General features: G+C 66.5%; 22 protein-coding genes and 1 tRNA gene. 14 read left to right on the forward strand and 9 right to left on the reverse strand.

What is annotated here, in order from left to right; translation table 11 throughout:
* Window positions 1-56: 56 nt before the first annotated feature.
* Complete coding sequence (locus AB0M14_RS25250) at window positions 57-1,364, reverse strand: lipase family protein (RefSeq protein ID WP_364998819.1); 1,308 nt, start codon at window positions 1,362-1,364, stop codon at window positions 57-59.
* Between the two features lie 168 nt (window positions 1,365-1,532).
* On the opposite strand from AB0M14_RS25250, the gene crcB (AB0M14_RS25255) reads away from it, so the two are divergent.
* From crcB (AB0M14_RS25255) to AB0M14_RS25275, 5 genes are all read left to right on the forward strand, one after another.
* A complete protein-coding gene (gene crcB / locus AB0M14_RS25255) occupies window positions 1,533-2,033 on the forward strand; it encodes a fluoride efflux transporter CrcB (protein WP_364998821.1) in 501 nt (166 codons plus the stop codon).
* Window positions 2,030-2,392, forward strand: a complete 363-nt coding sequence (gene crcB / locus AB0M14_RS25260) for a fluoride efflux transporter CrcB (RefSeq protein ID WP_364998823.1) — start codon at window positions 2,030-2,032, stop codon at window positions 2,390-2,392. The genes crcB (AB0M14_RS25255) and crcB (AB0M14_RS25260) overlap by 4 nt, the downstream gene beginning before the upstream one ends.
* 47 nt (window positions 2,393-2,439) lie before the next feature.
* Complete coding sequence (pgm, locus tag AB0M14_RS25265) at window positions 2,440-4,083, forward strand: phosphoglucomutase (alpha-D-glucose-1,6-bisphosphate-dependent) (protein ID WP_364998825.1); 1,644 nt, start codon at window positions 2,440-2,442, stop codon at window positions 4,081-4,083.
* Window positions 4,084-4,627: 544 nt separating this feature from the next.
* Window positions 4,628-5,842: an MFS transporter gene (locus AB0M14_RS25270; RefSeq protein ID WP_364998827.1), complete on the forward strand. Its 1,215-nt coding sequence runs from the start codon at window positions 4,628-4,630 to the stop codon at window positions 5,840-5,842.
* A 109-nt stretch (window positions 5,843-5,951) separates the two neighbouring features.
* Window positions 5,952-6,659, forward strand: a complete 708-nt coding sequence (locus AB0M14_RS25275; protein ID WP_364999069.1) for a thioredoxin domain-containing protein — start codon at window positions 5,952-5,954, stop codon at window positions 6,657-6,659.
* 284 nt (window positions 6,660-6,943) lie between these two features.
* Here AB0M14_RS25275 and AB0M14_RS25280 read toward each other — a convergent pair whose 3' ends face one another.
* Window positions 6,944-8,350 (reverse strand): DUF222 domain-containing protein, encoded by a 1,407-nt coding sequence (locus AB0M14_RS25280; RefSeq protein ID WP_364998829.1) that lies wholly within the window; start codon window positions 8,348-8,350, stop codon window positions 6,944-6,946.
* Between the two features lie 123 nt (window positions 8,351-8,473).
* Here AB0M14_RS25280 and AB0M14_RS25285 point away from each other — a divergent pair.
* A tRNA-Ala gene (locus tag AB0M14_RS25285) sits at window positions 8,474-8,546 on the forward strand.
* A gap of 57 nt (window positions 8,547-8,603) precedes the next feature.
* Here AB0M14_RS25285 and AB0M14_RS25290 read toward each other — a convergent pair.
* A complete protein-coding gene (locus AB0M14_RS25290) occupies window positions 8,604-8,843 on the reverse strand; it encodes a hypothetical protein (RefSeq protein ID WP_364998831.1) in 240 nt (79 codons plus the stop codon).
* Between the two features lie 27 nt (window positions 8,844-8,870).
* Window positions 8,871-9,107, reverse strand: a complete 237-nt coding sequence (locus tag AB0M14_RS25295) for a hypothetical protein (protein WP_364998833.1) — start codon at window positions 9,105-9,107, stop codon at window positions 8,871-8,873.
* 309 nt (window positions 9,108-9,416) lie between these two features.
* On the opposite strand from AB0M14_RS25295, the gene AB0M14_RS25300 reads away from it, so the two are divergent.
* Window positions 9,417-10,112, forward strand: coding sequence for a hypothetical protein (locus tag AB0M14_RS25300; RefSeq protein WP_364998835.1), 696 nt, complete (start codon window positions 9,417-9,419; stop codon window positions 10,110-10,112).
* A gap of 35 nt (window positions 10,113-10,147) precedes the next feature.
* Here AB0M14_RS25300 and AB0M14_RS25305 read toward each other — a convergent pair whose 3' ends face one another.
* Both AB0M14_RS25305 and AB0M14_RS25310 read right to left on the reverse strand, forming a co-directional pair.
* Window positions 10,148-10,675, reverse strand: coding sequence for a hypothetical protein (locus AB0M14_RS25305; RefSeq protein WP_364998837.1), 528 nt, complete (start codon window positions 10,673-10,675; stop codon window positions 10,148-10,150).
* Window positions 10,676-11,047: 372 nt separating this feature from the next.
* The gene (locus tag AB0M14_RS25310; protein WP_364998839.1) at window positions 11,048-14,185 is read right to left on the reverse strand and encodes a BTAD domain-containing putative transcriptional regulator; all 3,138 of its coding nucleotides are present in this window, start codon (window positions 14,183-14,185) and stop codon (window positions 11,048-11,050) included.
* Window positions 14,186-14,307: 122 nt separating this feature from the next.
* Here AB0M14_RS25310 and AB0M14_RS25315 point away from each other — a divergent pair, with 122 nt between their 5' ends.
* Window positions 14,308-14,880, forward strand: coding sequence for an NAD(P)H-dependent oxidoreductase (locus AB0M14_RS25315; RefSeq protein ID WP_364998841.1), 573 nt, complete (start codon window positions 14,308-14,310; stop codon window positions 14,878-14,880).
* A 10-nt stretch (window positions 14,881-14,890) separates the two neighbouring features.
* The gene (locus AB0M14_RS25320) at window positions 14,891-16,312 is read left to right on the forward strand and encodes an MFS transporter (RefSeq protein WP_364998843.1); all 1,422 of its coding nucleotides are present in this window, start codon (window positions 14,891-14,893) and stop codon (window positions 16,310-16,312) included.
* A gap of 126 nt (window positions 16,313-16,438) precedes the next feature.
* On the opposite strand, the gene AB0M14_RS25325 is transcribed toward AB0M14_RS25320, so the two are convergent.
* Window positions 16,439-16,921 (reverse strand): hypothetical protein, encoded by a 483-nt coding sequence (locus AB0M14_RS25325; protein ID WP_364998845.1) that lies wholly within the window; start codon window positions 16,919-16,921, stop codon window positions 16,439-16,441.
* Between the two features lie 231 nt (window positions 16,922-17,152).
* Between AB0M14_RS25325 and AB0M14_RS25330 the strand changes: the two genes are divergently transcribed.
* Both AB0M14_RS25330 and AB0M14_RS25335 read left to right on the forward strand, forming a co-directional pair.
* Window positions 17,153-17,425, forward strand: coding sequence for a hypothetical protein (locus AB0M14_RS25330; RefSeq protein ID WP_364998846.1), 273 nt, complete (start codon window positions 17,153-17,155; stop codon window positions 17,423-17,425).
* 111 nt (window positions 17,426-17,536) lie between these two features.
* On the forward strand, window positions 17,537-17,989 hold the full coding sequence (locus AB0M14_RS25335; RefSeq protein ID WP_364998848.1) for a hypothetical protein: 453 nt from the start codon (window positions 17,537-17,539) through the stop codon (window positions 17,987-17,989).
* Window positions 17,990-18,664: 675 nt separating this feature from the next.
* Here the strand turns inward: AB0M14_RS25335 and AB0M14_RS25340 are convergent.
* Window positions 18,665-21,112: a hypothetical protein gene (locus AB0M14_RS25340; RefSeq protein WP_364998850.1), complete on the reverse strand. Its 2,448-nt coding sequence runs from the start codon at window positions 21,110-21,112 to the stop codon at window positions 18,665-18,667.
* Window positions 21,112-21,420, reverse strand: a complete 309-nt coding sequence (locus AB0M14_RS25345; protein ID WP_364998852.1) for a hypothetical protein — start codon at window positions 21,418-21,420, stop codon at window positions 21,112-21,114. Before AB0M14_RS25345 ends, AB0M14_RS25340 begins: the two co-directional genes overlap by 1 nt.
* 243 nt (window positions 21,421-21,663) lie before the next feature.
* Here AB0M14_RS25345 and AB0M14_RS25350 point away from each other — a divergent pair, with 243 nt between their 5' ends.
* Genes AB0M14_RS25350 through AB0M14_RS25360 form a run of 3 tightly spaced genes read left to right on the forward strand, consistent with a single transcriptional unit; the run spans window position 21,664 to window position 24,590 of the window.
* Window positions 21,664-23,385 carry a hypothetical protein gene (locus tag AB0M14_RS25350; RefSeq protein ID WP_364998853.1) on the forward strand — a complete coding sequence of 574 codons (1,722 nt, stop codon included), beginning with the start codon at window positions 21,664-21,666 and terminating at the stop codon, window positions 23,383-23,385.
* Window positions 23,382-24,140 (forward strand): ESX secretion-associated protein EspG, encoded by a 759-nt coding sequence (locus AB0M14_RS25355; protein WP_364998855.1) that lies wholly within the window; start codon window positions 23,382-23,384, stop codon window positions 24,138-24,140. Before AB0M14_RS25350 ends, AB0M14_RS25355 begins: the two co-directional genes overlap by 4 nt.
* A 60-nt stretch (window positions 24,141-24,200) precedes the next feature.
* On the forward strand, window positions 24,201-24,590 hold the full coding sequence (locus AB0M14_RS25360; RefSeq protein WP_364998857.1) for a hypothetical protein: 390 nt from the start codon (window positions 24,201-24,203) through the stop codon (window positions 24,588-24,590).
* The last annotated feature ends 1 nt before the right edge of the window (window position 24,591 follow it).

Below are 24,591 nucleotides of genomic sequence, written 5' to 3' on the forward strand. Positions count from 1 at the left end.
TGGGCAGGCGAACGGCCCCGCACCGATCGGTGCGGGGCCGTTCGGGTGGACGCGATTCAGCAGTTCGACGGCGCGGGGCGTCCGGCGAAACGATCCGACATGTACATGAACGCGTTCGGCAGGCCCTGGATGACGGCGGTGGCGTGGTCGGCGCCGGGCACCATCTCCAGCAACATCGGCGTGCCCGCATGGCAGTAGCGGCCGGCCAGTTCTCGCACCAGTTGCGGGCTCACCTGGTCGGCTTCGCCGTGCCACTCGTAGACCGGCGCGCGCGGGACGCCGGGGTAGGTCTCCAGGCTGTTCTCGTGCAGGATCCGGATCAGGGTCGGGTCCTGGTTGCTCAGGCCGGCCTGGGTCTCCCCGGGCAGGAACACGTCGTAGAAGCTGCGGTTCGCGCCCGCGGAGATGATCTCACCGGCGCAGGCGTTGGCCAGCTGGTTGCGCAGCCCGTGACCGGCGTCGTTGAGCTTGGGCCCCATGTTCACCTCGGCGGGGTACTCCCGCTCCAAGCCCATCGCGGCGGCGAAGCCGAGACCGAACAGCGCGTGCGGGGCTTGACCCATCTCCAGGGCGAGCTTGCCGATGTTCACCGGGACGCCGCCCTGCGCGACACCGACGATCGGCAGCTCCGGTGCGTACTCCGGGGCCAGTGCCGCCGCGAAACCGGTCGCCATGCCGCCGCCGGAGTAGCCGGTCAGGCCGACCTGGCTGTCGGCCAGATGCGCCGGTTCGAAACGCCGGACCGCGCGGATGCTGTCCAAGGTGATCTTGCCGCCGAGCTTCGCGGCGCCGTAGGCGCTGGTCGGGCCGAGGTGATCGGGGACGTTCACCGCCCAGCCGCGCCCCAGCGGAATGTTCAGCGCCATCGCCTCCTGCATCTCGCCGTTGAACAGGCTGTGCGACGGCGCGCACTGGGCGCCCAGCGAATTGACGAAGGGCTGATAGGACAGCAGCGGGCGGCCGCCGGCACTGCCGGTGTCGCTGCTGCCGGCGCCGCCCATGGGGATGAGCAGGGTGGTGGCGGCCGCGATCGGGTTGTCATGGGAATCGTTGGAGCGGAACAACAACTGCCAGCCCGTCGCTCCGGGAAAGCCCGCCGCCGGGACCGGCCGGCTGCGGATGACATCGCCCGGCTGGAAATTGGCCAGATCCGGGGGCGCCCAGTAGAAGGCGTCGGGATCCGGGATCGGGTAGATCGCCGCCGTCGCGGGCGGTGCGCCGAGCAGCCCGCTCGAAAGCGCGGTCGCCGCAACCACTGTCAGCGCGCGTACCGCGACCCGGCGCAGCGCTCGCACGCTGGAGGTTTGCGGCGGAGTGGTCGCCGGGTCATGACATGGTGCCGGAACTGCCTGTCGTGCCGCCATCTTCGCTCCCGGTATGAGGGTGTGGAGAATCGGTGGAACTTTCGGCGAAACCTTCGTGGGAATAAGTACGTGGTAGCGGCGCGCAAGTCAACGAACGACACTGTTCATCATGTGCGTGGCGTCCCCTGGGGACCGTACCGCGCGGTCCTACCGATACCATGCTGCGCGATGACATTCGGCGCGGCAGGAGGTCAGGACATGGGTTCGCGGACCCGTACTCCGGCCGTCGAGCCCATGGTGCTGGTGGCGATCGCCTTCGGCGGCGGACTCGGCGCGGTGGCGCGCTACGGCGTCGGCGAGCTCTGGCCGGTGCTGCCCGGACGCTTTCCGTGGTCCACGTTCATGATCAACGTCGGCGGCTGTTTCCTGATCGGGATACTGATGTTCCTGATTACCGAGGTTTTGGTTGCTCATCGGCTGCTAAGGCCGCTGCTCGGCGTCGGATTCCTGGGCGGCTTCACAACTTTTTCGACCTATAGCCTCGAAATTCGTAGACTGCTCGAATCTGGTGACACGGCCGTGGCATTCGGCTATCTCGGGGGAACGGTGGTGGCGGCGCTGGCCGCGGTGCTGCTCGGCATGGCGGCCGCGCAGATGATGACAGGACGTAGGCGGGGACAGCAGGGCCGACCGGGCCACCGACGAGACGCGAAGGGGGACAACCCATGAACGGGGTGCTGGTGGTGCTCGGCGGCATGCTCGGCGCACCGGCTCGATACCTCCTCGACCAGGCCGTCGCGGCCCGTTTCGGATCCCGGCTGCCATGGGGCACATTGACCGTTAACATTGTCGGTTCGGCGGTGCTCGGCGCTCTCATCGGCGCCGGGGTTGACGGATCCTGGCTGGCCGTCGCCGGTACCGGCTTCTGCGGTGCGCTCACCACGTACAGCACGTTCGGGTACGAAACCATCCAGTTGGTCACCGACGGTGCCTACGCGTCCGCGTGCGGCAACGTGGTGCTCAACGTGGCGGCCGGCCTGGCCGCGGTGTTCGCTGCCGCGTCTGTAACCCAAGGGTTGTGGACATGATCCTGATGACGAGCCGGGCGCAGCCGACACTGAAGGGAGACCCGAGCATGGCCCATGATCGAGCCGGGCGTCCCGCGCGCCCGACCGACCTGGAAGATATCGCGCACCTGGTGACGGCCTATTACAGCCGCATCCCGGATCCGAAGGACCCGGCGCAGCAGGTGGTTTTCGGTACCTCGGGCCATCGCGGATCCAGCCTCGACACCGCGTTCAACGAAGCGCACATCCTCGCCGTCACCCAGGCGATCGTGGAGTACCGCGCCACGCGCGGGATCACCGGCCCGGTGTATCTGGCGCGCGACACGCACGCGTTGTCCGAACCGGCCTGGACCACGGTGCTGGAGGTGCTGGCGGGCAACGGCGTCACCGCCGTGGTCGACGCCCGCGATCGCTACACCCCGACGCCGGCGCTGAGTCACGCGGTGCTGCGCCACAATCGGCGGCGCACCAAGCATCAGGCCGACGGCATCGTGGTCACCCCGTCGCACAATCCGCCACGCGACGGCGGCATCAAGTACAACCCGCCGCACGGCGGTCCCGCCGACACCGTCGCCACCGACGCCATCGCCGCGCGCGCCAACGAGCTCCTGCGTGCGGGTCTCACCGAGGTCAAGCGCACCACCCTGCGCAACGCCATGCGGACCCTGGTGGAGCGCTACGACTATCTCGACCACTACATCGCCGACCTGCCGAATGTGCTGAACCTGGACGCGATCCGCGGCGCCGGCATCCGGCTCGGCGCCGACCCGATGGGCGGCGCCAGCGTCGACTACTGGGAGGAGATCGGGCAGCGGTACGACCTCGAACTCGAGGTGGTCAACCCGTTCGTCGACCCGACCTGGCGGTTCATGACGCTGGACTCCGACGGCAAGATCCGGATGGACCCGTCCTCGCGCTACGCCATGGCGGCGCTGGTCGCGATCAAAGACGACTACGACATCTCCACCGGCAACGACGCCGACGCCGACCGGCACGGCATCGTCACGCCCGACGGCGGGCTGATGAACCCGAACCACTTCCTGGCCGTGGCCATCGAGTACCTGGTGGCGAACCGGATGGGCTGGGACGCGCTCACCAAGATCGGCAAGACGGTGGTCACCTCGTCCATGATCGACCGGGTGGTCAGCGTGCTCGGCCGCGACGTGCACGAGGTGCCGGTCGGTTTCAAATGGTTCGTGCCCGGACTGTTCAGCGGCAGCCTGGCATTCGGCGGCGAGGAGAGCGCGGGCGCGTCATTCCTGCGCCACGACGGCACGGTGTGGACCACCGACAAGGACGGCATCCTGATGGCGCTGCTCGCCGCCGAGATCGCCGCCGTCACCGGCCAGAGCCCGTCCGCCCGATACGTCGAATTGGAGCGCCGCTACGGCAGCCCCGCCTACGCCCGGATAGACGCACCCGCCAACGCGGAACAGAAAGAGCGCCTGGCGAAGTTGAACCCGGACATGATTGCCAGCACAGAGATCGCCGGCGAGCCGATCACCGCCGTCCTCACCCGGGCCCGCGGAAACGGCGCGCCACTGGGCGGTTTGAAGGTCACCACCGAAAACGCCTGGTTCGCCGCCCGCCCCTCCGGCACCGAGGACAAGTACAAAATCTACGCCGAATCGTTCCACGGCCCGGAGCACCTGACCCAGGTGCAGGCGGCCGCGGAGGAAATGGTCGGACAGGCGCTGTCCGGTGCCAAGTAAGGATGCGCCGGGTCCCGAAGCGGTAGGGGGTCCGGTGGCCGGTCGTGCGGGGGTGACCGGGGATTCGGTGCCGGATGGTGCTGTCGCGGCTGGTGGCCCGGCGACGGACAGGGCTGGCGCGGCTGGGGATCTGGTGACGACCGATGGGGCTGCCGCGGGCAGGGATCCGGCGATGGATGAGGCTGTTGCGGCTGGGGATCTGGTGACCAAAGGGGCTGTCGTGGGCGGGGATCCGGCGATGGATGAGGCCGCGGCTGAGGGTCCGGTGATGGATGGTGCTGCGGCGGCTGGGGATCTGGTGAAGGGCCAGGCTGTCGTAGGTGCGGGTCCGGCGACCGGTGCGGCTGTGACGACCGGGCGTTCGGTGCCGGATGGGGCTGTCGTGGCTGGGGACTCGGCGAGTGGTGCAGCTACCGCGGCTCGGGATTCGGTCACGGGCGCAGCTGTGGCGGCAGGGGATCCGGCGATCGATGGGACGGTGGCGCCTGCGGATTCGGTGACGGTGCGCGAACCGGTGCGGTCGGGGCGGAGTCGGGCCGAACCATTGCCTGTTGAGATTTGGGTGCTGGTCGGGGGCTCGTTCGTGATCGCCCTCGGGTTCGGTTTGGTGGCGCCGGTGCTGCCGCAGTTCGCGCGCAGCTTCGGGGTTGGTGTGGCGGCTGCGTCGGCGATCGTGAGTGCGTTCGCGTTGATGCGGTTGCTGTTCGCGCCGTTCAGCGGGCGGCTGGTGCAGCGGCTGGGTGAGCGCTGGGTGTATCTGAGCGGGTTGCTCATAGTCGCTGTGTCGACCGGTGCGAGTGCGTTGGCACAGACCTATTGGCAGTTGCTGGTTTTGCGGTCGGTTGGCGGTATCGGGTCGACCATGTTCACCGTGTCCGCGCTTGCTTTGGTGATCCGGATGTCCCCGCCGCAGCAACGCGGACGGGTGTCCGGGGTGTGGTCGACGAGCTTCCTGGTCGGGTCGATCAGCGGGCCGCTGGTCGGTGGCGCGCTGGCCGGGCTCGGTGTGCGCGCGCCGTTCGTCATCTACGCGCTGGCGCTGCTCGCGGTAACCGCCGCGGTCTACCTGGCGCTGCGCAATTCGACGCTGGCCGCGCCCGAGGTGAGCGGTGTGCTGCAGGTGATGTCGTTCCGGCAGGCGATGGAGCGGTCGGAGTACCGGGCGGTGCTGTGGTCGAACTTCGCCAACGGGGCCGCGATCTTCGGTGTGCGCATGGCGCTGGTGCCGTTGCTCGTCGTCGAGGTGCTGAAGCTGCCCAGCGGAATGGCCGGTGTCGCGTTGACGACGTTCGCGGCAGGCAACGTGGCGGTGCTGTTTCTGGCGGGTCGCGGTTCGGACCGGTTCGGGCGTAAGCCCTTCCTGATCGCCGGCGCGCTGATCTGCGCGCTCGGCACCGCCGGTCTCGGCTTCGCGCCGAACCTGCTGTGGTTGCTGATCACCTCGGTGATCGCCGGTATCGGATCCGGCATGCTCACCCCGAGTCAGCAGGCGGCGCTCGCCGACATCATCGGGCCGAAGGCGCGCGGCGGGCCGGTCCTCGCCGGATTCCAGATGGCCGGCGATCTCGGCACGGTGATCGGCGCGGTATCCGTCGGTGCGCTCGCCGAATTCACCTCCTACGAGGTGGCGCTCACCGCCACCGGTGCGCTGCTGGCGGCCGCCGCGGCGGCATGGGTGCTCGTTCCCGAGCCGATGCAGCGGAGCGCGGGCGTCTTCGATGAGCCCGATGTGGAGCGAACCAAAGTCGGATCCCGGTAACGAGAGCCGGCAGTCCGCGTGTCGGTGCCGCCCGGCGGCGGCTGTGGGCGGCCGATGCGGCAAAGTATCCGGCGTGAGCGATTCGCGTTCGAACTACACCCCGCGCCCGATGTCCAGCGCGACCACCTACGCGCTCGGCGCCCTCGCGCTGGTGGTCGTCGTCGCCATCGTGATCGTGGCGGTCCGCAACGGCCGCCACGACGAGCTGCCCGTCCGCAACGACGGCTACGGCACGGTCCACAACAGCGCCGTGGTCTCCGTGCTCGGCGCCGACGGCACCGTCCTGCTCGGCCGCCCGGACGCCCCGAAAACCATCGACGTCTTCGAAGACCCGCTGTGCCCGGCCTGCGCCATGGTCGAGCGCGCCTACGGCCAGGAACTCGCGCAGAAACTCGACGAAGGCAAACTCGCCATCCGCTACCACTACGTCAACTTCCTCGACAAGCAATCCGCGAGCGGCGACTACTCCACCCGCGCCATCGCCGCCGACGAATGCGTCGCCGCGTCCGGCTCCGGCCCCGTCTACTCCCAGTTCCAGCACACCCTCTTCACCAGCAAGCAGCCCAAGGAAGGCGGCGACAGCGACCTCACCAACCAGCAGCTCGCCGACATCGCCCGCGAATCCGGCGCCTCCGCCGACGCCGTCCAATGCATAGCCTCCGGCGCGAAAGTCGAAGCCGCCAAGGCGAATGCCAAGACCGCCACCGAAGCCCTGAGGGGCCTCAACGACGGAAAGGTCGCCACCCCATCCGTTTTCGACGGAACGAAGCGGCTGGACATGAACAACCAGAACTGGGTCGGTGAGGTCGCGCCTTAGGTCGCGCTGACCTGTTCAGCCGCCGGGGGTTCCTAACGGCGGTCCAGGGGCTGGGCGCCTGTGATCATCGAAAGTCGCTGAGGCCGAGCCTGATCCGCAGCCGTGCGCGATCAGGCCACGGCGCACGGCGCACTGGTTGTGCACAGGACAGGGCGATACGAGGTCCTTGATCCGCAGTTTGGCCCCGGGCATCGTCGTGATCGACCCACTATCACGGCGGGGGCCGAGCTCGCAGCGACGCAGGGCGGTCCTGACGAATGTTCAGGGCTTCAGGCCTCGTGTTGTTATGCGGAGTCGGGGATCTCGTCCTCAGGGGCGATCTGGCGGAGTTGGCGGTGCAGGGGACCGGCGACCGGGTACGCGAGGTCTTCTGGGGTTGGGGAGTCCGCGTGAAAGGGGGAGGGATGGCGCGGATCGGAGCCGGTGCGCGCGGGCACGGGTGGGGCGTCGATGTCGGTGTGCGGGAACAGGTATCGAGCGCCCTCGCGGATGCTGGTGTGGATGTCGCCGTTCGGGGTGGTCCATTGCAGGCGGTCGGTGTCGGCGCGCCAGACGCGCCAAGGCTGTTTCTTGTTGTCCGACAAGGATTTCAGGCGATGGTGACGGCTGCACAGCACCGCGAGGCCGGACCGGGGCGTGGCCCGCGCATCCACTTCGCACTCGGCGGCCGGTAGTACGCAGCCTGGGAAACGGCACATCCCGTCGATCGCGCGGACCTCGCGGACCAGTCGCGGCGAGGGGAGAGCTTCCGCGGCGGCGACAGGTTCCGGAGTGCGCTCTGGAATGACCTCGAATCGCGCGTGCTCGGACAGGATGCGCGCCAGCGCCGCATCGATCGGCCCGTAACCCGCGAGGAAGGCCGGCGCCTCTTGCATACCGAACAACGAATCCGCCGGAATCCCGATCTGAATCAGCGGACGCCGCGGCGACCCGGCCCGGATCTGCGCCGGACACCGGTCCCCACGCCCGCAACCGCACCGTAATCCACCGGAACCGTCCGCCAGCGCGATCAGGGCGTCGGCCCGGCGCTGCGGCATGGTCCGCGGATCCTGCGCGCACACCTGCAGGCTCATCTCCCGCAGCCGCATCGCCACCGTCTGCGCCCCCGGCGCCGGCAGCAGCCCGTCGAACACCGCCATACTGTCTTGTACAGCCCGAATCCGGACATCCCGCTCCTCCTGCCGCTCCTCCCGCCGCCGTTGCGCCCCACCAGGATCCAGCCGCGCCGCCCACCGCCGCGCCGCCTGCCGCAACCGCGCCGGATTAGTCCGCCCCGCCGCCTCGATCAACCGCGGCTCCAGCACCGCCACCATCTCCTTGGCCAGCGCCCGCGTGCTGTCCACGATCACCCGCACCTTCGCCAAATCAATCTGCCCCGCCCCGAACGCCTCCCGCGTCCGCGGCAACACCTCCTCCAACGCCAACCCGATATCGATCAACGCCGCCGCCGTCCCCTCATCGGCATGCAACGCCACCGCCGCCTCGGTCGCCGCGAACTCCCCGGCCCGCACCCCACCCGGCCCCGGCTCCACACTCCGCGCCCGATGCCGCCGATACAACTCCCGCACCGCCCCCACCTCAGCCGCCTGCGCCGCCGCGGCCACCCCATGCACCTCCCGCAGCGCCTCGATGAGTCCTTCGTCACTCATGGCCCCGAAGTCCAGGTCAGCCAGCCCTTTGAGTTCGAACATACGTTCGATTCTACGTCTCTAAACCCCCTCCCGCCAGCCCACATCTAGGCGATTTGGTTTCCACACACCCGGTCGTGTAACTTCATTCAAGCGCGAACGGGGAAGCCCGGGAGCGTCCACCAAGGGGCTATGGCGCAGCTGGTAGCGCACCACACTGGCAGTGTGGGGGTCAGGGGTTCGAGTCCCCTTAGCTCCACCTTGGAATGGCAGGTCAGGCCCGGTTTTCGAACCGGGCCTTTCTCGTTGGTACAGGTCAACTTGCCAAGAACTTGCCTAAGCATCGGAGCTCGAACAGGGCTGCCGCAGCCGCGGCAAGGCCTTCGTTGTAGACGCTGGTTGTCATCCGCACCTCATGCCCGGTCAGCTTGGTCGGGCGTTGTCGAAATGCTTCGACGTACTCGGCCGGATCGCGGGCAATGAGCCCTAGCCTGGCCGCGTACCGGGTTACCTGCTGAAGCATCACCAGTGCCAGCCGAACGGTGGCCGCCGCCAAGGGATTGCCCTTCGTTATGTCGCTCCGTTATTCAGCAGGCCCTCGGGCGGTCAGGACGATTCTGAGCACGTGCTCGACCGCGGACTCGAATAACGCCCCCCGTAGCTCATTTCGTGCAGCCAGATTGCGGGTGGCTAGGTCGAGTATTTGATCGGGGGTTAGACGGCGCACTACCAGTGCGGCAACGTCTTCCAGATCGAGGTCGCTGTTCGCGTCATCCAGTCTGGTCAGGGCGAACGAGACGACGATTTCCTCGTCGGTCATGTGGCGCCTCCGCCGTTCGTCTTCGCCGTGATAGTCAGGCCAATCGTACGGCGTTGGCAGATTGTCTCCCCCTTCCGATGGACGGTGGGGTCCGAATCGCACGGAAACGCCAAATAGGGGCATCGACCGAAATGTTGCGTGGTCAGGCTCGGCTAGGTCGGGACACGAAGGTCCCGAGAAATGGTTGCGGCCCGGTTCTCGATCGCGACGCCTGCTGCACTGCCGCGTTGCCACCGTGGCCGCGAGTTTGGTTGAGTAACTGTGTATTCGAAGCAGATCCACATTGATGCGGGGCTGGGATGATCGAGGATGAGTAGTGCGGCAATCATCGTGGCGTGCGGGCTCACAGTCGGCGGGTTCGTGAGTTCGAGCGAGTTCACCACGCACGCTGTGACCGAAGGCAATCGAGCGTTCCGAGCGATGATTGATACCGACGCAATCGGTTACGAGTTGCCCGATTACTCGACGCTGGACGACGCACAGACTTATGAGCCCCTGTCGTGCACCATTCGCGAGCGCGGAATCGATGGCGAGGAGTCGGTGGTCGACGCCGCACGAGACCTCCTCGGACTGGCAACACAGGCGCTCGAGCAGCGCGCCGAGGCCACGAATGACACCGTTCTGATGACATTCCTGGCCGAGATATTCAAGGAGTTGGGTGAGCTCAGCCGAGCCGAGGCATGGTTCGCCAAGGCAGGCGAGAACGGTGACAGGAACGCGATCATCGATCTCGTCGTCCTGTTCGAGGAAGGGCAGCGTATCGACGAGGCGGCCGCCTGGCTGGCGAAGGCGACCGAGCTGGGTGACAGCCCATCGATGCTCACGCTGGCCGACCTGCTGAAACGCCACGGCCGGGTGGCCGAAGCCGAAGAGTGGTATCAGCGCGCGATTGACGCCCGCGTGCCTGAGGCATTCCAGGCGGTGGTCGCGCTCCTGAAGGAACAAGGGAGGATGGCTGAAGTCGAGCAGTGGCACTGGCGGGTGATCGACACGCCTGATCCGTAGTCGATGGCCGATCGAGCAACGTCGGACACGCTGGATCAGGACATCTGCCTCCAGGCGTCGTACAGATCGCGCAGGTAGGACCGGTCCTCGAGTTCGATCATGTACACCAGGTTCAGGGCCGGGATGCAGGTGCCTTTGGTTGCGGGCTCGAACACGTAGCAGTAGCCGGCGTATGCGTTGCCCTCGCCGCGGACGCCGGGCCCGTGAACCCAGCGTGCGGAAACGGCCCGGCGCAGCAGCTCGCCCCAATACCACTGCGCGCCCGCAGCGAAGTCTGCGTTCTCGGCGGCCTCGAACGCCTCCTCGGTGGGCGTCACCCGGAACACGGCCGCCACCAGGTCCTCGATCGACGCGGGTGCGAAATCCCAGTCCCGGCCGGGGCCGAATCGGGCGATCCAGGCCGGGAATTCGCGTTCCCGCTCGGCCAGCCAGGAGTCCAGGAACGCCGACGGCGCCGGCGTGAATTCGTCCAGTCCGGGGGTGTACTCCTTGGCCGGGCGCCACTGCGGGCGCCCCGCCCACCCAGGCCCAGCGACCGCCGGACACCCGCAACAGCGCCTCACCGAGGAACGCGGCCGCGGCCTCGATCAGAGGCGGGGCCGTCGCCGCCTGGTCCGGGTCGGCGAACTGCTCCAGTAGCTCCGCCTCCAGCCGAGCCAGGGCGCCGCCTGGGGCTTCGAGCCCCTCGCCGACGGCGAAAAGGTCCTCGAGGGCCGCGACCCGTGGGTGTGCGCCGTTCACCCAGTCGTCGAGCTGCTGCTGTGCGTTCACGAGGCGGATCCTAGGCGCGATGCCGCCGATAAGCACGAGTTCCTAACTGCCGCTGCCGTTTCCGCGCTAGATGCGGTGCGGCCTTCGAGCCGGATCCGGGCAATTGTCAGGCAATTCCAGAGCGACGCAGCGAAAGGTCAATTGGTTCTAGGCTCGACCAGGACCTAATCCTCCGCTGTCGGCGAGTTCTCGGCCACCCGCATAGCCGCCTCGATCCGGTCGACGTCGAACCGTTCCGCTTCCGGCAGCGGCGCGCCCGCGCCGCGCCGCGCCGTGGCCGCCTCCGCCAGGAGTTCTCGCGCTCGCGCGGTGTGCCCGGCGAGGACGGCGGCCCCGGCGAGTCCCTCCAGCGCGAGTGCCACCGCGCGCGGGTCACCGGTGCTCTGGGCCGCTGCCATGCCTTCGTCGTGGTGAACTCGCGCCTGTTCGGCGTCCCCGCGCAGTTCGGCGAGGAAGCCGAGTTCGGCGAGGCCGTGGGCGATTCCGGGTGCGTAGCCGACGCCGCGATTCCAGTCCAGGGCCGCTCGGGTATACCTTTCGGCATCCTCGAACCGGCCCGCGCGCCTGGCGCCGAGGCCGAGGCCGACCTCGGCGAAGACCCGCCCGAGTTCGTGGCCCTGATCCACCGATAGGGCGAACGCGCGCTCGTGCAGCAGGTGCGCCTGGTCCAGATCGCCGGCCAGCAGCGCCAGCCGGCCCAGCCCGGAGAGCATGTCGGCTACCCGTGGCCAGAGTCCGAGTTCCTCGGCCAGGCCCAGGCCGTCCCGGCGCAGCCGGGTGGCTTCGGGGTAGTCGCCGACGATTTCGGCTCTGCGGGCCAGCAGTTCGGCGGCACGCAGTTGCCCCCACCGATCACCGAGCACCGCGAAAAGCCGGGCACTTTCGGTGGCGTCGCGAGCCATGGCCGCGAGGTCACCGCGCAGCATGGCGTGGTGGGCGGCGCTGCTCAGCGCCGCGGCCCGGCCCCAATCATCCTCGGCGGCACCGAATCCGGCCAGGGCACGCCCCGCCAGCTCGGCGCTGACCGACTGATCGCCGCCACCGAGCAGCACCTCGCCGAGCAGCCATTCGATGAACGCACGGGCCGCCGGGCCGGCGACCCGGTCGAAACCCGCCAGCCCGGCGCTGACCAGCGCCGACCGGTCCGCATCGCGGCGGCCGAGCAGGATCAGCGCCGACCGCCAGCCGTTGGCCCGGGCCCGTAACACCGGGTCGGACGCGCCCTCGGCACCGAGCGCCAGGTCCAGCAGCCGGATGCCCTCCCCGATCCGCCCGCGCAGAAACCAGTACCAGGTCAGGGCGTCGACCAGGCGCAGCGCGACGCCGGAAGCACCGCGTCGCACCGAGTCTTGCACCGCCGAGCGCAGATTCGCGTACTCGACGTCCAGCACCGCGAGCCACCGCCGCTGGTCCGCGCCGCGCAGTTGATCACGCGCCCGCTCGGCCAGCGCCGCGTAGTACTCGTTCCGTACCGCGTGCACGGCGTCGGCTGCACCGGCCTCGAGCAGACGTTCCGAGCAGTACAGCGCGACCGACTCCAGCAGTCGATAGCGCGGTCCGGCGCCGGTATCGGTCATCGCGACGAGGGAGCGATCCACCAGCCGGGCGACCAGATCGAGAACGCGCCCGGTCGACAGCTCCTCGGTCGCGCAGACGTGCTCGGCGGCGGCCAGCGCGAAACCGTCGGTGTGCACCGAAAGCCGGCTCAGCACAGTCTGTTCCGGTTCGGTCAGCTGCTCCCAGCTCCAGTCGATCATCGCGCGCAAGGTGCGCTGCCGATCGTGGCCGTTGCGGTGCCCGGCGACCAGCAGCTCGAATCTGTCGTCCATGCGGGCGGCGAGTTCGCGGACGCCCAGGGCCCGCACCCGGGCCGCGGCCAGTTCCAAGGCCAGGGGCAGACCGTCGAGCCTGCGGCAAATAGTGGCGACGGCCGCGGCGTTGTCCGCGTCCAGGGTGAACCCGGGTGCGGCGGCCGCCGCTCGTGCGGTGAACAAGCGGACGGCGCTGAACTTCGGTAGCGCCTCCGCGCCGATATCCGCCGGCGCGTGCGGAAGGTCGAGGGCGGCAACCGGATACACGACTTCACCCGGAACACCCAGTGGTTCCCGGCTGGTGGCCAGCACACGCAGCCCCCCGGCCGAACGCAGCAATCGCTCGCCGAGTCCCGAGACCACGGTCACCAGATGTTCGCAGTTGTCCAGGACCAGCAGCACGTTCTTGCCGTCCAGCACGGCGATCAGCTGGTCGACCGGATCGGCGGCGGGCCGAATGTCGTTGCGGATACCCAAGACCGCGTGCATGGTGTCGACGATCGTCGCGAAAGCGCCCGCACCGGAGTCGATTCCCGCCAGTTCGACCAACCACACGCCGGCCCGGTCGCCGACGAGGGTGCGGGCCGCCTCGATCGCCAGCCGCGTCTTTCCCACGCCGCCCGGCCCGACCAGCGTGACCAACCGGGACGCATCGAGCAGCGCCCGCACCTCGTGCGCGGCTTCGGCCCGGCCGATCAGTTCGGTCAGCTGCCCGGGCAGGTTCGTCGGCGCCGCGGCCGGACCCGGCCCCAGCAGCGGATCCTGGGCGAGGATCGCCTGATGCACGGCGACCAGCTCCGGGCTCGGATCGACGCCGAGCTCGGCACGCAACAGCCCGCGCAACTCGGCGAAACCGGCCAGCGCCTCACCCTGTCGTCCGGAGCGGTACAGCGCGCGCAGGTGCGCCGCCCGTAACCGTTCGCGCAGTGGATGTTCGGCGACCAGCGGCGCCAATTCGCCTGCCAGGTCCGCGTATTCACCGAGTTCGAGCAGGGCTTCGGCGCGCGCCTCCACCGCGGACAGTCGAAGTTCGGCCAACCGGGCGATTTCGACGGCCGCGAACTCCGCGTCGGTGTCATCGGCGAACGGGCCACCGCGCCACAGGCGCAGAGCGGCGGTGAGAGTGTCGGCCCGGGTCCGCGCATCCGTGGCGGCCAGCGCGAGCGCCGCCTCGAACCGGCCCGCGTCCACCGCGTCGGGCGCGACCTCGAGGGCGTAGCCGGCGGGCCGGGAGACCACCCAGGCGCGGGCGGCGGGCTCGGCGGCGGCCAGCGCACCGCGCAATTGCGAGACCTTGACCTGGAGCGCGGCCGCCGCGTCCCGGGGCGGCCGCTGTGGCCAGAGCACGTCGACGAGCCGGTCGGTCGACACCGCACGCCCCCGATGCACGAGAAGTACGGCGAGCACCGTGCGCACCTGCCCCGCGGGGATCGCGACGGGCTCGCCCCGATCCGTCCACACCAGCAGTGGGCCGAGCACACCGAACCTCATCTGGGTGACGATACGGACCTTTCGGTCGGTCTCGATCGCCGCGTAGGGCGGCTGTAGGCCGGGTGTAAGCCGGTCCGGCGAAGGTCGTTGCGGCACAAAGACCATCCAGAAAGGCAGATTCGATGCAGACCACCGAACCCTTGCGGGTAGCGATCATCATCGGCAGTACACGGGCGCAACGCTTCGGACCGACTGTGGCGCACTGGTTTCGGGACCGGGCGATCGAGCACGGCGGATTCGCCCTGGACCTGATCGACCTCGCGCACACCGCATTACCCGACATCCTCGACGACTCCAGCGCGGCGGTGCGGGCCCTGGCGCCGCGGCTGGCTCGGGCCGACGCCTTCGTGATCGTCTCGCCGGAATACAACCGCGGCTATCCCGCCTCGCTCAAGACCGCCATCGACTCCTACGTCGACGAGTGGAAGGCCAAGCCGGTCGCCTTCGTCTGCTACGGCGGCGTCTCCGGTGGTCTGCGGGCCGCCGAGCAACTGCGCCAGGTATTCGGCGAGCTGCACGCCATCGCCATCCGCGACAGCGTCAGCTTCCACTCCTGCTGGAGCAAATTCGACGACGACGGCCAGCCGCTGGACAGCGCGGGTGCGGGTGCTGCCGCGACAGCACTGCTGAACCAGCTCACCTGGTGGGCCCGCGCGCTGCACGACGCCCGCACCACTCGCCCCTACTCGTTCTGAGAGGCACCCCATGCGTAACAACTCGGCGGCCACCCTGGCGCTACTGGCCTTCTCCAGCCTGATCACCTCACTGGACTTCACGATCATCTACGTCGCCCTGCCCGACATCGCCCGCGAGGTCGGATTCTCCACGCACTCGATGCAGTGGGTGGTCAGCGCCTACGCCATCTTCTTCGGCGGGCTGCTACTGCTCGGCGGACGATCCGCGGACCTGCTCGGCAGGCGGCGGATGTTCGTCCTGGGCCTGGTCCTTTTCGGTGCCGCATCGCTGCTGGGCGGTTGGGCGGACACCACTACCGCATTGATCGCCGCCCGGGCGCTACAGGGTGTCGGCGCGGCATTGCTGTTCCCCGCGACCCTGTCGCTGGTCAACACCATGTTCGAGGAGGGTAGGCCCCGGATCCGAGCGCTCACGGTCTGGGCGGGGGCCGGTGCGGGCGGACTCAGCCTCGGCGCGCTCCTCGGCGGCGTGCTGACCGATGTATTCGGTTGGCAGGCAGTCTTTCTGGTCAACATTCCACTCGTCGTCGCCGGTGTGGTCGCGGCGTTCCCGCTGCTACGCGCGGACGGTCCGCGCGATCGAGGGCGCGGATTCGATGTACCCGGCGCGCTGACCGGCACCCTGGGCACCACGCTGCTGGTATTCACCGTGGCGCAGGGGCCGGAGTCCGGCTGGACCTCGACACCCGTGCTGGGCGGAGGCGTGCTCGCGGTTCTGCTGCTGGCCGCGTTCCTGTTCATCGAAACTCGCAGTCCCAGCCCGCTCATGCCCATGCGGCTGGCCCGTGCGCTGGCGCCGGTGCTCGCCGTCATCTTCGTCTTCGGCGCGACCATGCAGAACATCGTCTACTTCCTCACCCTGTTCCTGCAGAACGTGTGGCGCTACAGCGCGCTGGTCACCGGGCTCGTGTTCCTGAGCCTGTCGGTGGTCATCGCGGTCGCGAACATCGTCGCCGAGCGACTGATCGCGCGGATCGGCATCCGTACCGTCCTGATCGTCGGCCTATTGCTCGGGGCGGCGGGCGGCGGGCTACTCGCCGCGGGGATGGTTGCCGACGGCTCCTATTGGACGATCCTGGCCGGCATCCTGGTCTACGGCGCGGGGATGGGCACGGTCTTCCCGACGATGTTCGCCGCCGCGGGAACCGGTGTCGCCGAACAGGAACAAGGTAGCGCCGGCGGGATGGCCAACACCGCGATGCAGGTCGGAGTCGGGGCGGGGCTGGCGGTGCTCGTCGGCATCGCGAATACCGATGCGGTTGGGCTCGACGTCGAGGCCGTCCGGCTCGCAGCCGCGAGCGGGCTGCGCGAGACGGTCTTGCTCGCTGCCGCCCTCACCCTGCTCGGCGTGCTCGCCGCGGCCTCGCTGCCCGGCCGGCGCACGGCGGCCTCCGCCACACCAGCTGTACCGCAACAAGAGTTGAGTTCTTAGGGGTTGGCGGCAGGGGGTCCTGCGCGGAGACGGGCTGGTGAATCGTTCACCAGCCCGTCTCCGATGCCGTTATGACGCCCTGCTCTGCAGGGCTCGAGCACATGAGCGAGCGATGTTCGGGTGAGATCAGGGCATCAGCCCTCGTGGGACCACGCGCACGAAGCTGGTATTGCCGACACGGTCACTGGCGCCGTCGCATCCGACTGTGATCTCGCCGGCCGGTGCCGAGACCGTCCAGAGCGGCAACCAGGTGCCACCGTGAGCAGCCGATTCGGGCTGCGCGTCCGCCGGCGGTGCGAGCAGGTCGAGTTGCTGCCCCGACGCGGTGACCGCAGTGCATTTCAGGTCGGCCTGCGTCCAATCGGCATTGCCTTTGATGTCGACCACCGCGTCAGCGGGAACCTGTACCGTTCGCGTCTGTCCCAATGGAATCCGTACAGCGCCGTTCGTCTCGCCGGGGTCATCGCCGTCAAGGGCCGGGGTCGCCGGTCCGGTAGCGGTGGTGGTGGACGAAGAACTCACGTCCTTGCTATCTCCGCTCGAGCACGCGGCAACAGCAAGCACGGGTAACACAGCAGCAACCAAGAGTAGACGCGCATTGCCGATCATCGTTCCTCCTGAGGGTTGAGGGTCAAGCGCATGGTATTTCAGCTGCATATCGCCAAAAATGACACTTAATGTTACTCAAAGTTGCGTGTAATGCAATGCGCGTCACACTGTCGCCCGCGTCACGCTAGCAACCTTCTGGCGCGGCAGCTGCGTACATCGGGCAGTCCCGGTCGGTTGAGGACCCAAGCCGCGCGCGGTCCGGCCGACGACTGGCTGCCTTACGCTTCCGTCATGCTCAAACTCAGAGTGACCAACCCGTTCGACGACAAGATGATCACTGTCTGGATGGAACCTCTGGGTGAAGACTATTGGATGCGCCCAAGGGAAGCGTTCACTATCGAATTCGACGAAAGCCAGTACTCCGAGTCGATGTGCGGGGCACATTTCGACGTTTCCTGGCTCGACGGAGGAAGCATGGTCGTCTGGGCCGGCGCGCTGGCTTTGGTTCGCGACCATTCCGGCGCCGAGCTGGAATGCGGACATCAACGACCGCCCGGGGAGTAGTGGGTAGAAGTAGACCTCGATGTTGAGAGGTGTGTGGTGAGTCAGGTGCGCAAAGTGGTGGGTGGCCCCGCCACCCTCGTGTGGATGCTCGGCGTTGGCGCGGGGTGTGTCTTGTTCGTGCTGGCGGTGACTGGCCAGGGGATCCGGATCGGCCAGCAGGTCAATGCCGACATCGGCCCCTTCTTCGGGTTCATGGGCGGCATCATCATCGGACTTGTTTCGTGGTCGCTGCTGCTGCGAGTAGCGTGGCGCTGCCGGCGAGAGTATCTGCGGCGGAACGGAACTCACAGCATCGGCTCGGTAGTCGACTCGAACTACCGGCGCACGCTGGGTTCGAGTGTGGTATCCCAGCGGGAGGTGAGTCTCGACGTGTTGGTCAGCCAACCCGAGACAGGCGAGACCTTGCGGGTGCGCAAGAGATACAGCTTTGTCGAGTTCCGTGACCGCCGGGCCAGGGCACTGTACGCCGAGTTCCCCACGGGCACAACGATGCCCGTGTTCCTTCGCGGGAGGTACGCGGCGTTCGATATCCCGGACCGGCCGGGATGGCTGGATATTTGGTAACCGAGCTGACGCCGACCGACCACGAACGCTTCAGCCGACCCTCATGAGGAACCGTTCGTCCAGGCTACCGGGCGGCCCATTGCCCGAGGTTCCTTACCAGCCTGATAAGAAGCTCAGCCCATGCTTTGAGGTCATCGTCGGACATATGGAACTTGTCCGGATCGACACCCATTCCGTACGGTTGGATCGTAAGAACGCCCCGCCATCCATCGATATTTGTTGCGAATTGAGTCCAGGGGACGGACGTCAGATTCGCAACTGAGACCGGCTCAGGCAGGCCCTCTATCGACTTCAGGTCCCTGTGTGGCCGATCAGGCAAGTCGTAGGTCGGATTCATCTCCAGCTTGAAACCGAGTGCGGCCGTGGGGCTGTCTCCCAATTCTCCAGCGTGGAGGCTCTTCCCGTAAATTCCGCAGGAGTCGTCTTTTCCGACGACTACTTGGACACCCTGTCCGCGTGGCATCGCTTTTCTCAGGTATGACTCGTCAACCTGGGCGTCAGGTACACCCCGTTCAATCGCGCCCTGCAGGACTTGCGCACACAACTCGGCGGTAGTGTGCAACGACTCCACTGCGGTGGGTCGCGAAAGGGGTTCCGCGTCCTTCTCGCAACCGATGCAGACTGCTGCCAACGCAACGAGGGGCAAGCTCCAGACCGCACCCTGCAGCCGACGCCTCACTTCGCGGCCCCTGGAACCATGGCGCCGGCAAGGAAGGCGTCTATCTGCGCCTGTGATGTCCAGAGATCTCGCAACTGGCTAGCGTACGCATTTCCGAAATTATTGACGACAGGTGATAATCCACGGTCGACGAACAAGTTGGTCGCCGATGTTTCCAGACTGCTAGCGAGTTCAGGTGTCCAGCCGACCGGTCGGCCACTCTGATCGACGAGCCCGGGAGGTAGATTCCCCGTCGCCATCCACTCTGCGTTCAACATCCGCGACTTCAGGTTGTTGATCCCCGCGGTTTGCAACGCCTCCCAATCCTTGATCGGGATGGATTTCAGTTCGGGCTCCTTGATGTATTGATCGATCAGCGCTTCCGAGGCCTTGCCGATCACCATCTGACCGACCATTTCACCGATGGGTCCACCCCGTTTGATAGGAATAGCCTCGGCCAGGAGTTCCGAGGCTATCTCAGCGCCACCCTTCTTCATCTCATATGTAGATTGCAGGCGCTCATTCTCCGAAATGATCTTCTGACCTTCTTGAAAGAGAAGGGCGTTATTCATGCCTGTGTCGATACGGCCAGTGAGGTTGCCGAGGTGCTTTCCGACATTGGCGTTGTGGTCGGGGTCGCCACCCAGGGCCTTGGTGATCATCTCGGTCTGATGCAAGTTCAGCGCGGTCTGCAGGCCGAGCCGCCCTTCCTCGCTGGCATTGGCCAACATCAGCAGCCGGTCTGCATCCACAACGCCGAACCGAGCCCGATCAGGCATCCCCTCCTGAGGTTCGAGATGGGTTGAATAGAACCCATCAGCGTTGTTGGGATCACCAAAAGCGGTGAGATTCGGCTGAAGTGCTTTGCTCAAAGCCGAAGCCAGTTCGGGGTTCTTCACAAAGTTCTCGTTCATGTCGCCGAAACCGCTCGGCAGGTTGCTGTCGTCCAGCGGCACGAGAACGTTGGGCAGCGCCTTCAGTGCGGCCTGTGCGCGGTCGGCTTGCTGTTCGTCGGCACTCTGTGAATCGGGTCCGATCCAGTCAAGGAGCTGAGATGTACTGCGTCCCTTGTCAATATCACTCCAGTCGTTGCTGAGCAGCGGCCCGGCGACCTTCTGAGGGTCGTAGTCCTCGGGCATGCCGTCGCCGGTGAGGATCTGGTAGGCGGACTCCTCGTTGCGCCCGCCGATGTCGACGAGGCGGGCTGCGGTCGGCTCCATCGATGCCTTCACGTCCCCGATGTAGTTCGTGCCTTTCAGGTCGTCTTTGGCATCGCCCATCAGGTAGGAGGACTGTTGGATCAGCTCGGTACCCATCTTGGTGCCGGGCTGGTACCCGGGGCTGGCCTCTCCCAGAAGGCTGGACAGGGAAGCGATTTCACCGAGGCGAGCGCTCTCGTCGGTTCCTCGGTAGGCGCGGTAGTTGGGTTGCGAGGGATCGGCGTCATCGGGTAGAGGGAATCGTGTTTCGATCAATCCGCGGACCGATTTGGGAACGTTCTCATAGGTGCCAGCGGATTTGAGGGTGCCGTCGGGATTGCGCCCGGTACCGATCTTCTCGTTCGATACCACGAGCAAGCCATTGGCGAGTGCGTCGCGGCGCCCCGCCGCCAGAGGGTTGCCGGCCTCTTCCTGCTTGAGAAGGCGTTCGTTGAGCGCCAAGATCCCATCCTTGCCGGCGGATTTGTAGAACTCTTTGTAGTAGTCCTGCACCGATTGCGGAAGGGTCGAAACATCTCCACCGTCTGCCAGAGTCTTGAGGTCTTTCTCGCTCAGCATGCCTGTCGGCAGCTGGCTGGCGATGCGATCGAGGGCAGCTTCGTCGATCTCGCCGTTCGGTTTGATGGCCTCGGACAGTGCTTTGCCGTCCTCGGCGCCGAGCTGGGCGGAATCGCTGAAATCGTCTGCCGCGACATCGATTCCGCGAGCTAATTGGTCGCCTCGGACTCTGACTTCCTGCGACGCGGAGGTGATAGCCGCGGTGACCTCACTGACCGCGGCGGTGAGGGCGTAGTACGCGGTGTTGATGAGGCCTTGGTGGTGGGTAATACGAGCCTTGGCCTTGTTGACGTCATCAGTAGGCACTTTCCCGTTGGCGATGGCTGTTTTCGTCGAGATGGCCCAGTTGTCGCCTACGGCGAGTTGTAGTGGTGACTCGGTGTCCTTCTCCGCGTCTGTGACGCGGTTGAGAAGGGTCTGGCGTTCGATGGTCAGCCGCGTATCGGCTGCACGAAGCGCGTTCACGACATCGGTTATTTCCAGACCGAGTCGGCGGGCTTGATCACGTTCCTCGGTAAACCGATCTGCGGCAGCGTCTTTGGCCTTTCCCGACCACGCCACATCCGCGAACTGATTCGTGATGAGTCCGAGCTGGGAGTCGTAGTGCTGGGTGTCCTGCTCGATCTCGCCGGCCCACTCCGACAGCTTGCCGAGTTTCCAATCTTCGACCTGTTTGCGGGTCGGCATCAGCTCTCACCCTGGGTCTTGAAGTCCATCGTGTCCAGCCGGAGTTTGAACTCTTCGTCGGAGGCCTGGAACACCGTGGTACTCACGCCCACGATCGAGGAAAGCTGTTGCAGCCGTTGCGAGATCCGCAGCCACGCGCCCTCGATGAACTCGCCCGACTGAACACATGCCGGACCGACCGCGCAGCCCGGGAGTGCTTCGACGAGCTTGTTGCCGTTGGTCCGTACGTCGATCTTGTCGATCTCTGCTGCGACGGTGTTCACCGTGGTCGACAGCGTACGTAGTCGCCGGATGTCGGCTTCGAACATGTCTGGGCTGCTCCCCCTCCGGACCGGTGCACACCCCCGAATATGCGGGAGATCTGACCGATTCTGTCATAGCGGCGCAGCACTGGATGTTGCCCGGATTGATCCGCTCACGCGGCAATAGCCCCGTCTGCGACCTGCGCGTGGCCTCTAGCTCATTAACGTGCGGCTTGTGTGCCTACTCGCGGCCCGGCTGTCGCCGTGGGCAGACTGATAAGGTTTGGTCGGCGCATCGAGGGGGTTCCAATGGCCAACGATCTTCCGCTGATTCCGGGCTTGACGCTGCCGTCTACAACACCCGCAGAACAGCCTTCCACCGGTAACCAGTTGACCTCGCTCCTCGGCGTCGAGAGCTTGATCAAGAACTACGTGGATCACACCCGCAAAGTCGACTCCGAGATCGACGGCGACTCCGATCCGAACTACGTCAAGACCGAGGAAGCGTTCCGGTCGATGACCCACCAGGAAATCTACGACGCTGTCCAGAAGCTGGACGCATCGAAGATGTCGGGCCTGCAGGACATGTGGCTGAAGTTCTCCCAGCTGTCGGCGACCTTCACGATGCAAAGCATCTATCTGACGAAGGCGACCGACGGGCGGTGGGAAGGCTCGGCGGCAGATGCGGCCGCGGCGGCGAGCAAGGCATTGACCGCGGCAGGGGACAAACTCGGCAAGACCGGGCTATCGGTGGCCTCCCGTTTGGAATCGGTGTATTACAGCACCTTGGCGCTGCAGGCAGCAGTACCTGCGCCACCCGCTTCCACCACACCTGACCCCGACAACCCGGAACAGTCGGTGCTGCCGGGACTGACCAACGGTGAGCACTCGCGCAGCGAGACCGACGCTGCCGTCCAAGCCCGACTCGCCGCGATCGCCGCGATGGAAACCACCTACGTACCCAACATCCCGCCAGCGGGTAACCAAGTGCCGGCATTCCAAGCCGCACCTGAACTGACCGGCAACGGCAACCCAAACAACCTTCTCAACGGAAATCCCAACACCGGCCAGCCCAACAGCAACCCAGCGAACCAGAACCCGCAGTCCCCTGCCGAGAAGCCGGACGAGACCACTCCTGCCAACAACAAGGCGCCCACAACCAATCCCAGCAATTCGGGAGCTCCCGATTCCACGACCCCGGCCAGCACCAGCCCGGCATCGACAGCCGCACCGGCTTCGAACGCGCCCGGGCCCAACGCGCCAGCCACCAATGCGCCGACGCAAAACCCCGCGCCCGGATCGACGTCGCCCGGAATACCAGGCTCGCCCGGAACACCCGGCGCGGGCAAGCCCGCTACACCTGGGCTTGGTACCACTCGGCCGGTTGCTCCCGGCGCAGGGGCTCCGGGAGCAGGCGTAGGCAACACGAGCAGCGCGGCAGGAAAGGCGAGCCAACGCGCTGTGCCGATGGGCGGCCCCATGGCAGGGCGTCCTGCCGGTGGGAGGAAAGACGACGACGAAAACACTCGCGGTATTCCGGACTATCTCGTTCGGCAGCAGTCGGAGTGGACAGAGGGAATCGAGACACCCGTCGACGTCATCGGCAACGCACAGATGCTGCCAGCCGACCTCGTCGAAACCGCATGGAATCCAGCCCCGCCCAGCACTGGAACGCCCACCCCTCCCCTTGCCAATACGGACAACGCAGCGACCGCAGCAGCCCACGCTCCGGGCGAAGACGCCGTCGAATCCCTGTTCTCGCACGACGAAACGACCCCATCGGCGCCTGCTGAAACAAGTTCTGGCTCAGCGTCACCGGCTGCCACGTTGCCGGCGGCCTCGGATTCAACGCCGGAAAGTGAGTCCGAGTTCGAGGCCGACCAGTCAAGCGTCGACCACTCGGAGCTGTACGACCCTGATTTGGTCGTCGAGCACACAACGAGCGATGACCCCGACGCGAACGGCGAAATGACCATCTCAGGTATCGGTCCGATGATGGACGATGACGACACCCCCGATAGCCCGCGATGAGTGAAACGCAATCGGTATGGGACTTCACATCGGATGAATTCGCCTGGGTGTGGGATGAAACCGGCATCGAGAGCTACCCCTACCCCATCAGCATCCTCGAGACCCCGACCGACGGCGACGAGCGCGCGCTCCTACGCAGTGAAATCGCCACTCGCTTTCCCCGCTACGGCGACCCTCATCTTTCTGCCGCCCTCCGAGTCCTGGCGAAGCCGGATCTGCTTGTTACCTGTACCGGTCAGATCGCCGGAACTACCCACCGGGTCCGCTCGGTCGGCGCTGCCATCGGAGAGCACGCGGTCATACTGTTCCAAAAATTCGGAACCGCACCGGAGTTCGGCGGCAACCTCCGGTTGGTCGCGACTGCGCGCCAACACCTAGGCACACACATCGCCGCCACCATGCCCAAAGCTGCCGCAGGCGCTGTCCTGGAAATGGTCGGCTACACCCCGCGAATCCGCGGAGAAGAACCGCCGACAACCTGGATGGTGTCCAACAATGGTCCGCGTCCGGCCGAGGATCGCATCCGTGCCCTGCTTCGCGCCCCTCGGTCCGCCGATGGCCACCTGTGCATCGAACGCCACCCGCACAGCGAGCGGCCCTACCCGCGCGAATACCTCTATTGGCTCGACATACTGCCAGGCACCAAGGCCGAGGGCCGCTACCTGATCGACGTCGCCCATCACACCACGGTGACGCCCGCCTCCGCTCAAGACGTCGCGCATGCATTGACTCGACATATCCAGGTCCAGGACTGAACCAGGTTCGAACCATACCGACAGTGATAGCCTCAACCAGCAGCCGGAACGAGGGGAACCGTGGCCACCACCGATTACGGACAAGCCGAGATCGCAGCGTTCAGCTCGGCAATCACCAGCGCAGGCCATGTCAAGTTCGACGAAGCCGCAGTACGGGAAGTCGTCCGGCTCTACGACGTGATCATCGCGCAACTGACCACTCAACAGCGGGAAATTCTGAAAGCGACCCAGACAGAGGGATTCTTCGGCACACTCAGGTCTGGCCAGGAGCTTGCCAGCGGATTCTCAAACAAGGCGCAGGAAGCATACGACACCTGCAGCCAGTTCCTTCAAGGGATCATGCGTCTCCAAGAGACGTACCTGCGTGCAGCAGGGTTGTATGAAGATGCTGATCAGAAGAACGCCGCGGCCGTACGAATCGCGACCGAATCCATGAACAACGGGCAGTGAG

This window comes from Nocardia sp. NPDC051832, from assembly GCF_040681285.1.
GTDB lineage: Bacteria > Actinomycetota > Actinomycetes > Mycobacteriales > Mycobacteriaceae > Nocardia.

Bases quoted from the DNA above. Each gene is read 5' to 3' on its own strand.
- AB0M14_RS25325 (WP_364998845.1), bottom strand. From the start codon at position 16,921: ATGATCGGCAATGCGCGTCTACTCTTGGTTGCTGCTGTGTTACCCGTG.
- AB0M14_RS25320 (WP_364998843.1), top strand. From the start codon at position 14,891: ATGCGTAACAACTCGGCGGCCACCCTGGCGCTACTGGCCTTCTCCAGC.
- AB0M14_RS25250 (WP_364998819.1), bottom strand. From the start codon at position 1,364: ATGGCGGCACGACAGGCAGTTCCGGCACCATGTCATGACCCGGCGACC.
- crcB (WP_364998821.1), top strand. From the start codon at position 1,533: ATGACATTCGGCGCGGCAGGAGGTCAGGACATGGGTTCGCGGACCCGT.
- AB0M14_RS25295 (WP_364998833.1), bottom strand. From the start codon at position 9,107: ATGACCGACGAGGAAATCGTCGTCTCGTTCGCCCTGACCAGACTGGAT.
- pgm (WP_364998825.1), top strand. From the start codon at position 2,440: ATGGCCCATGATCGAGCCGGGCGTCCCGCGCGCCCGACCGACCTGGAA.
- AB0M14_RS25275 (WP_364999069.1), top strand. From the start codon at position 5,952: ATGTCCAGCGCGACCACCTACGCGCTCGGCGCCCTCGCGCTGGTGGTC.
- AB0M14_RS25315 (WP_364998841.1), top strand. From the start codon at position 14,308: ATGCAGACCACCGAACCCTTGCGGGTAGCGATCATCATCGGCAGTACA.
- AB0M14_RS25330 (WP_364998846.1), top strand. From the start codon at position 17,153: ATGCTCAAACTCAGAGTGACCAACCCGTTCGACGACAAGATGATCACT.
- AB0M14_RS25350 (WP_364998853.1), top strand. From the start codon at position 21,664: ATGGCCAACGATCTTCCGCTGATTCCGGGCTTGACGCTGCCGTCTACA.
- AB0M14_RS25355 (WP_364998855.1), top strand. From the start codon at position 23,382: ATGAGTGAAACGCAATCGGTATGGGACTTCACATCGGATGAATTCGCC.
- AB0M14_RS25280 (WP_364998829.1), bottom strand. From the start codon at position 8,350: ATGTTCGAACTCAAAGGGCTGGCTGACCTGGACTTCGGGGCCATGAGT.
- AB0M14_RS25340 (WP_364998850.1), bottom strand. From the start codon at position 21,112: ATGCCGACCCGCAAACAGGTCGAAGATTGGAAACTCGGCAAGCTGTCG.
- AB0M14_RS25310 (WP_364998839.1), bottom strand. From the start codon at position 14,185: ATGAGGTTCGGTGTGCTCGGCCCACTGCTGGTGTGGACGGATCGGGGC.
- crcB (WP_364998823.1), top strand. From the start codon at position 2,030: ATGAACGGGGTGCTGGTGGTGCTCGGCGGCATGCTCGGCGCACCGGCT.
- AB0M14_RS25300 (WP_364998835.1), top strand. From the start codon at position 9,417: ATGAGTAGTGCGGCAATCATCGTGGCGTGCGGGCTCACAGTCGGCGGG.
- AB0M14_RS25345 (WP_364998852.1), bottom strand. From the start codon at position 21,420: ATGTTCGAAGCCGACATCCGGCGACTACGTACGCTGTCGACCACGGTG.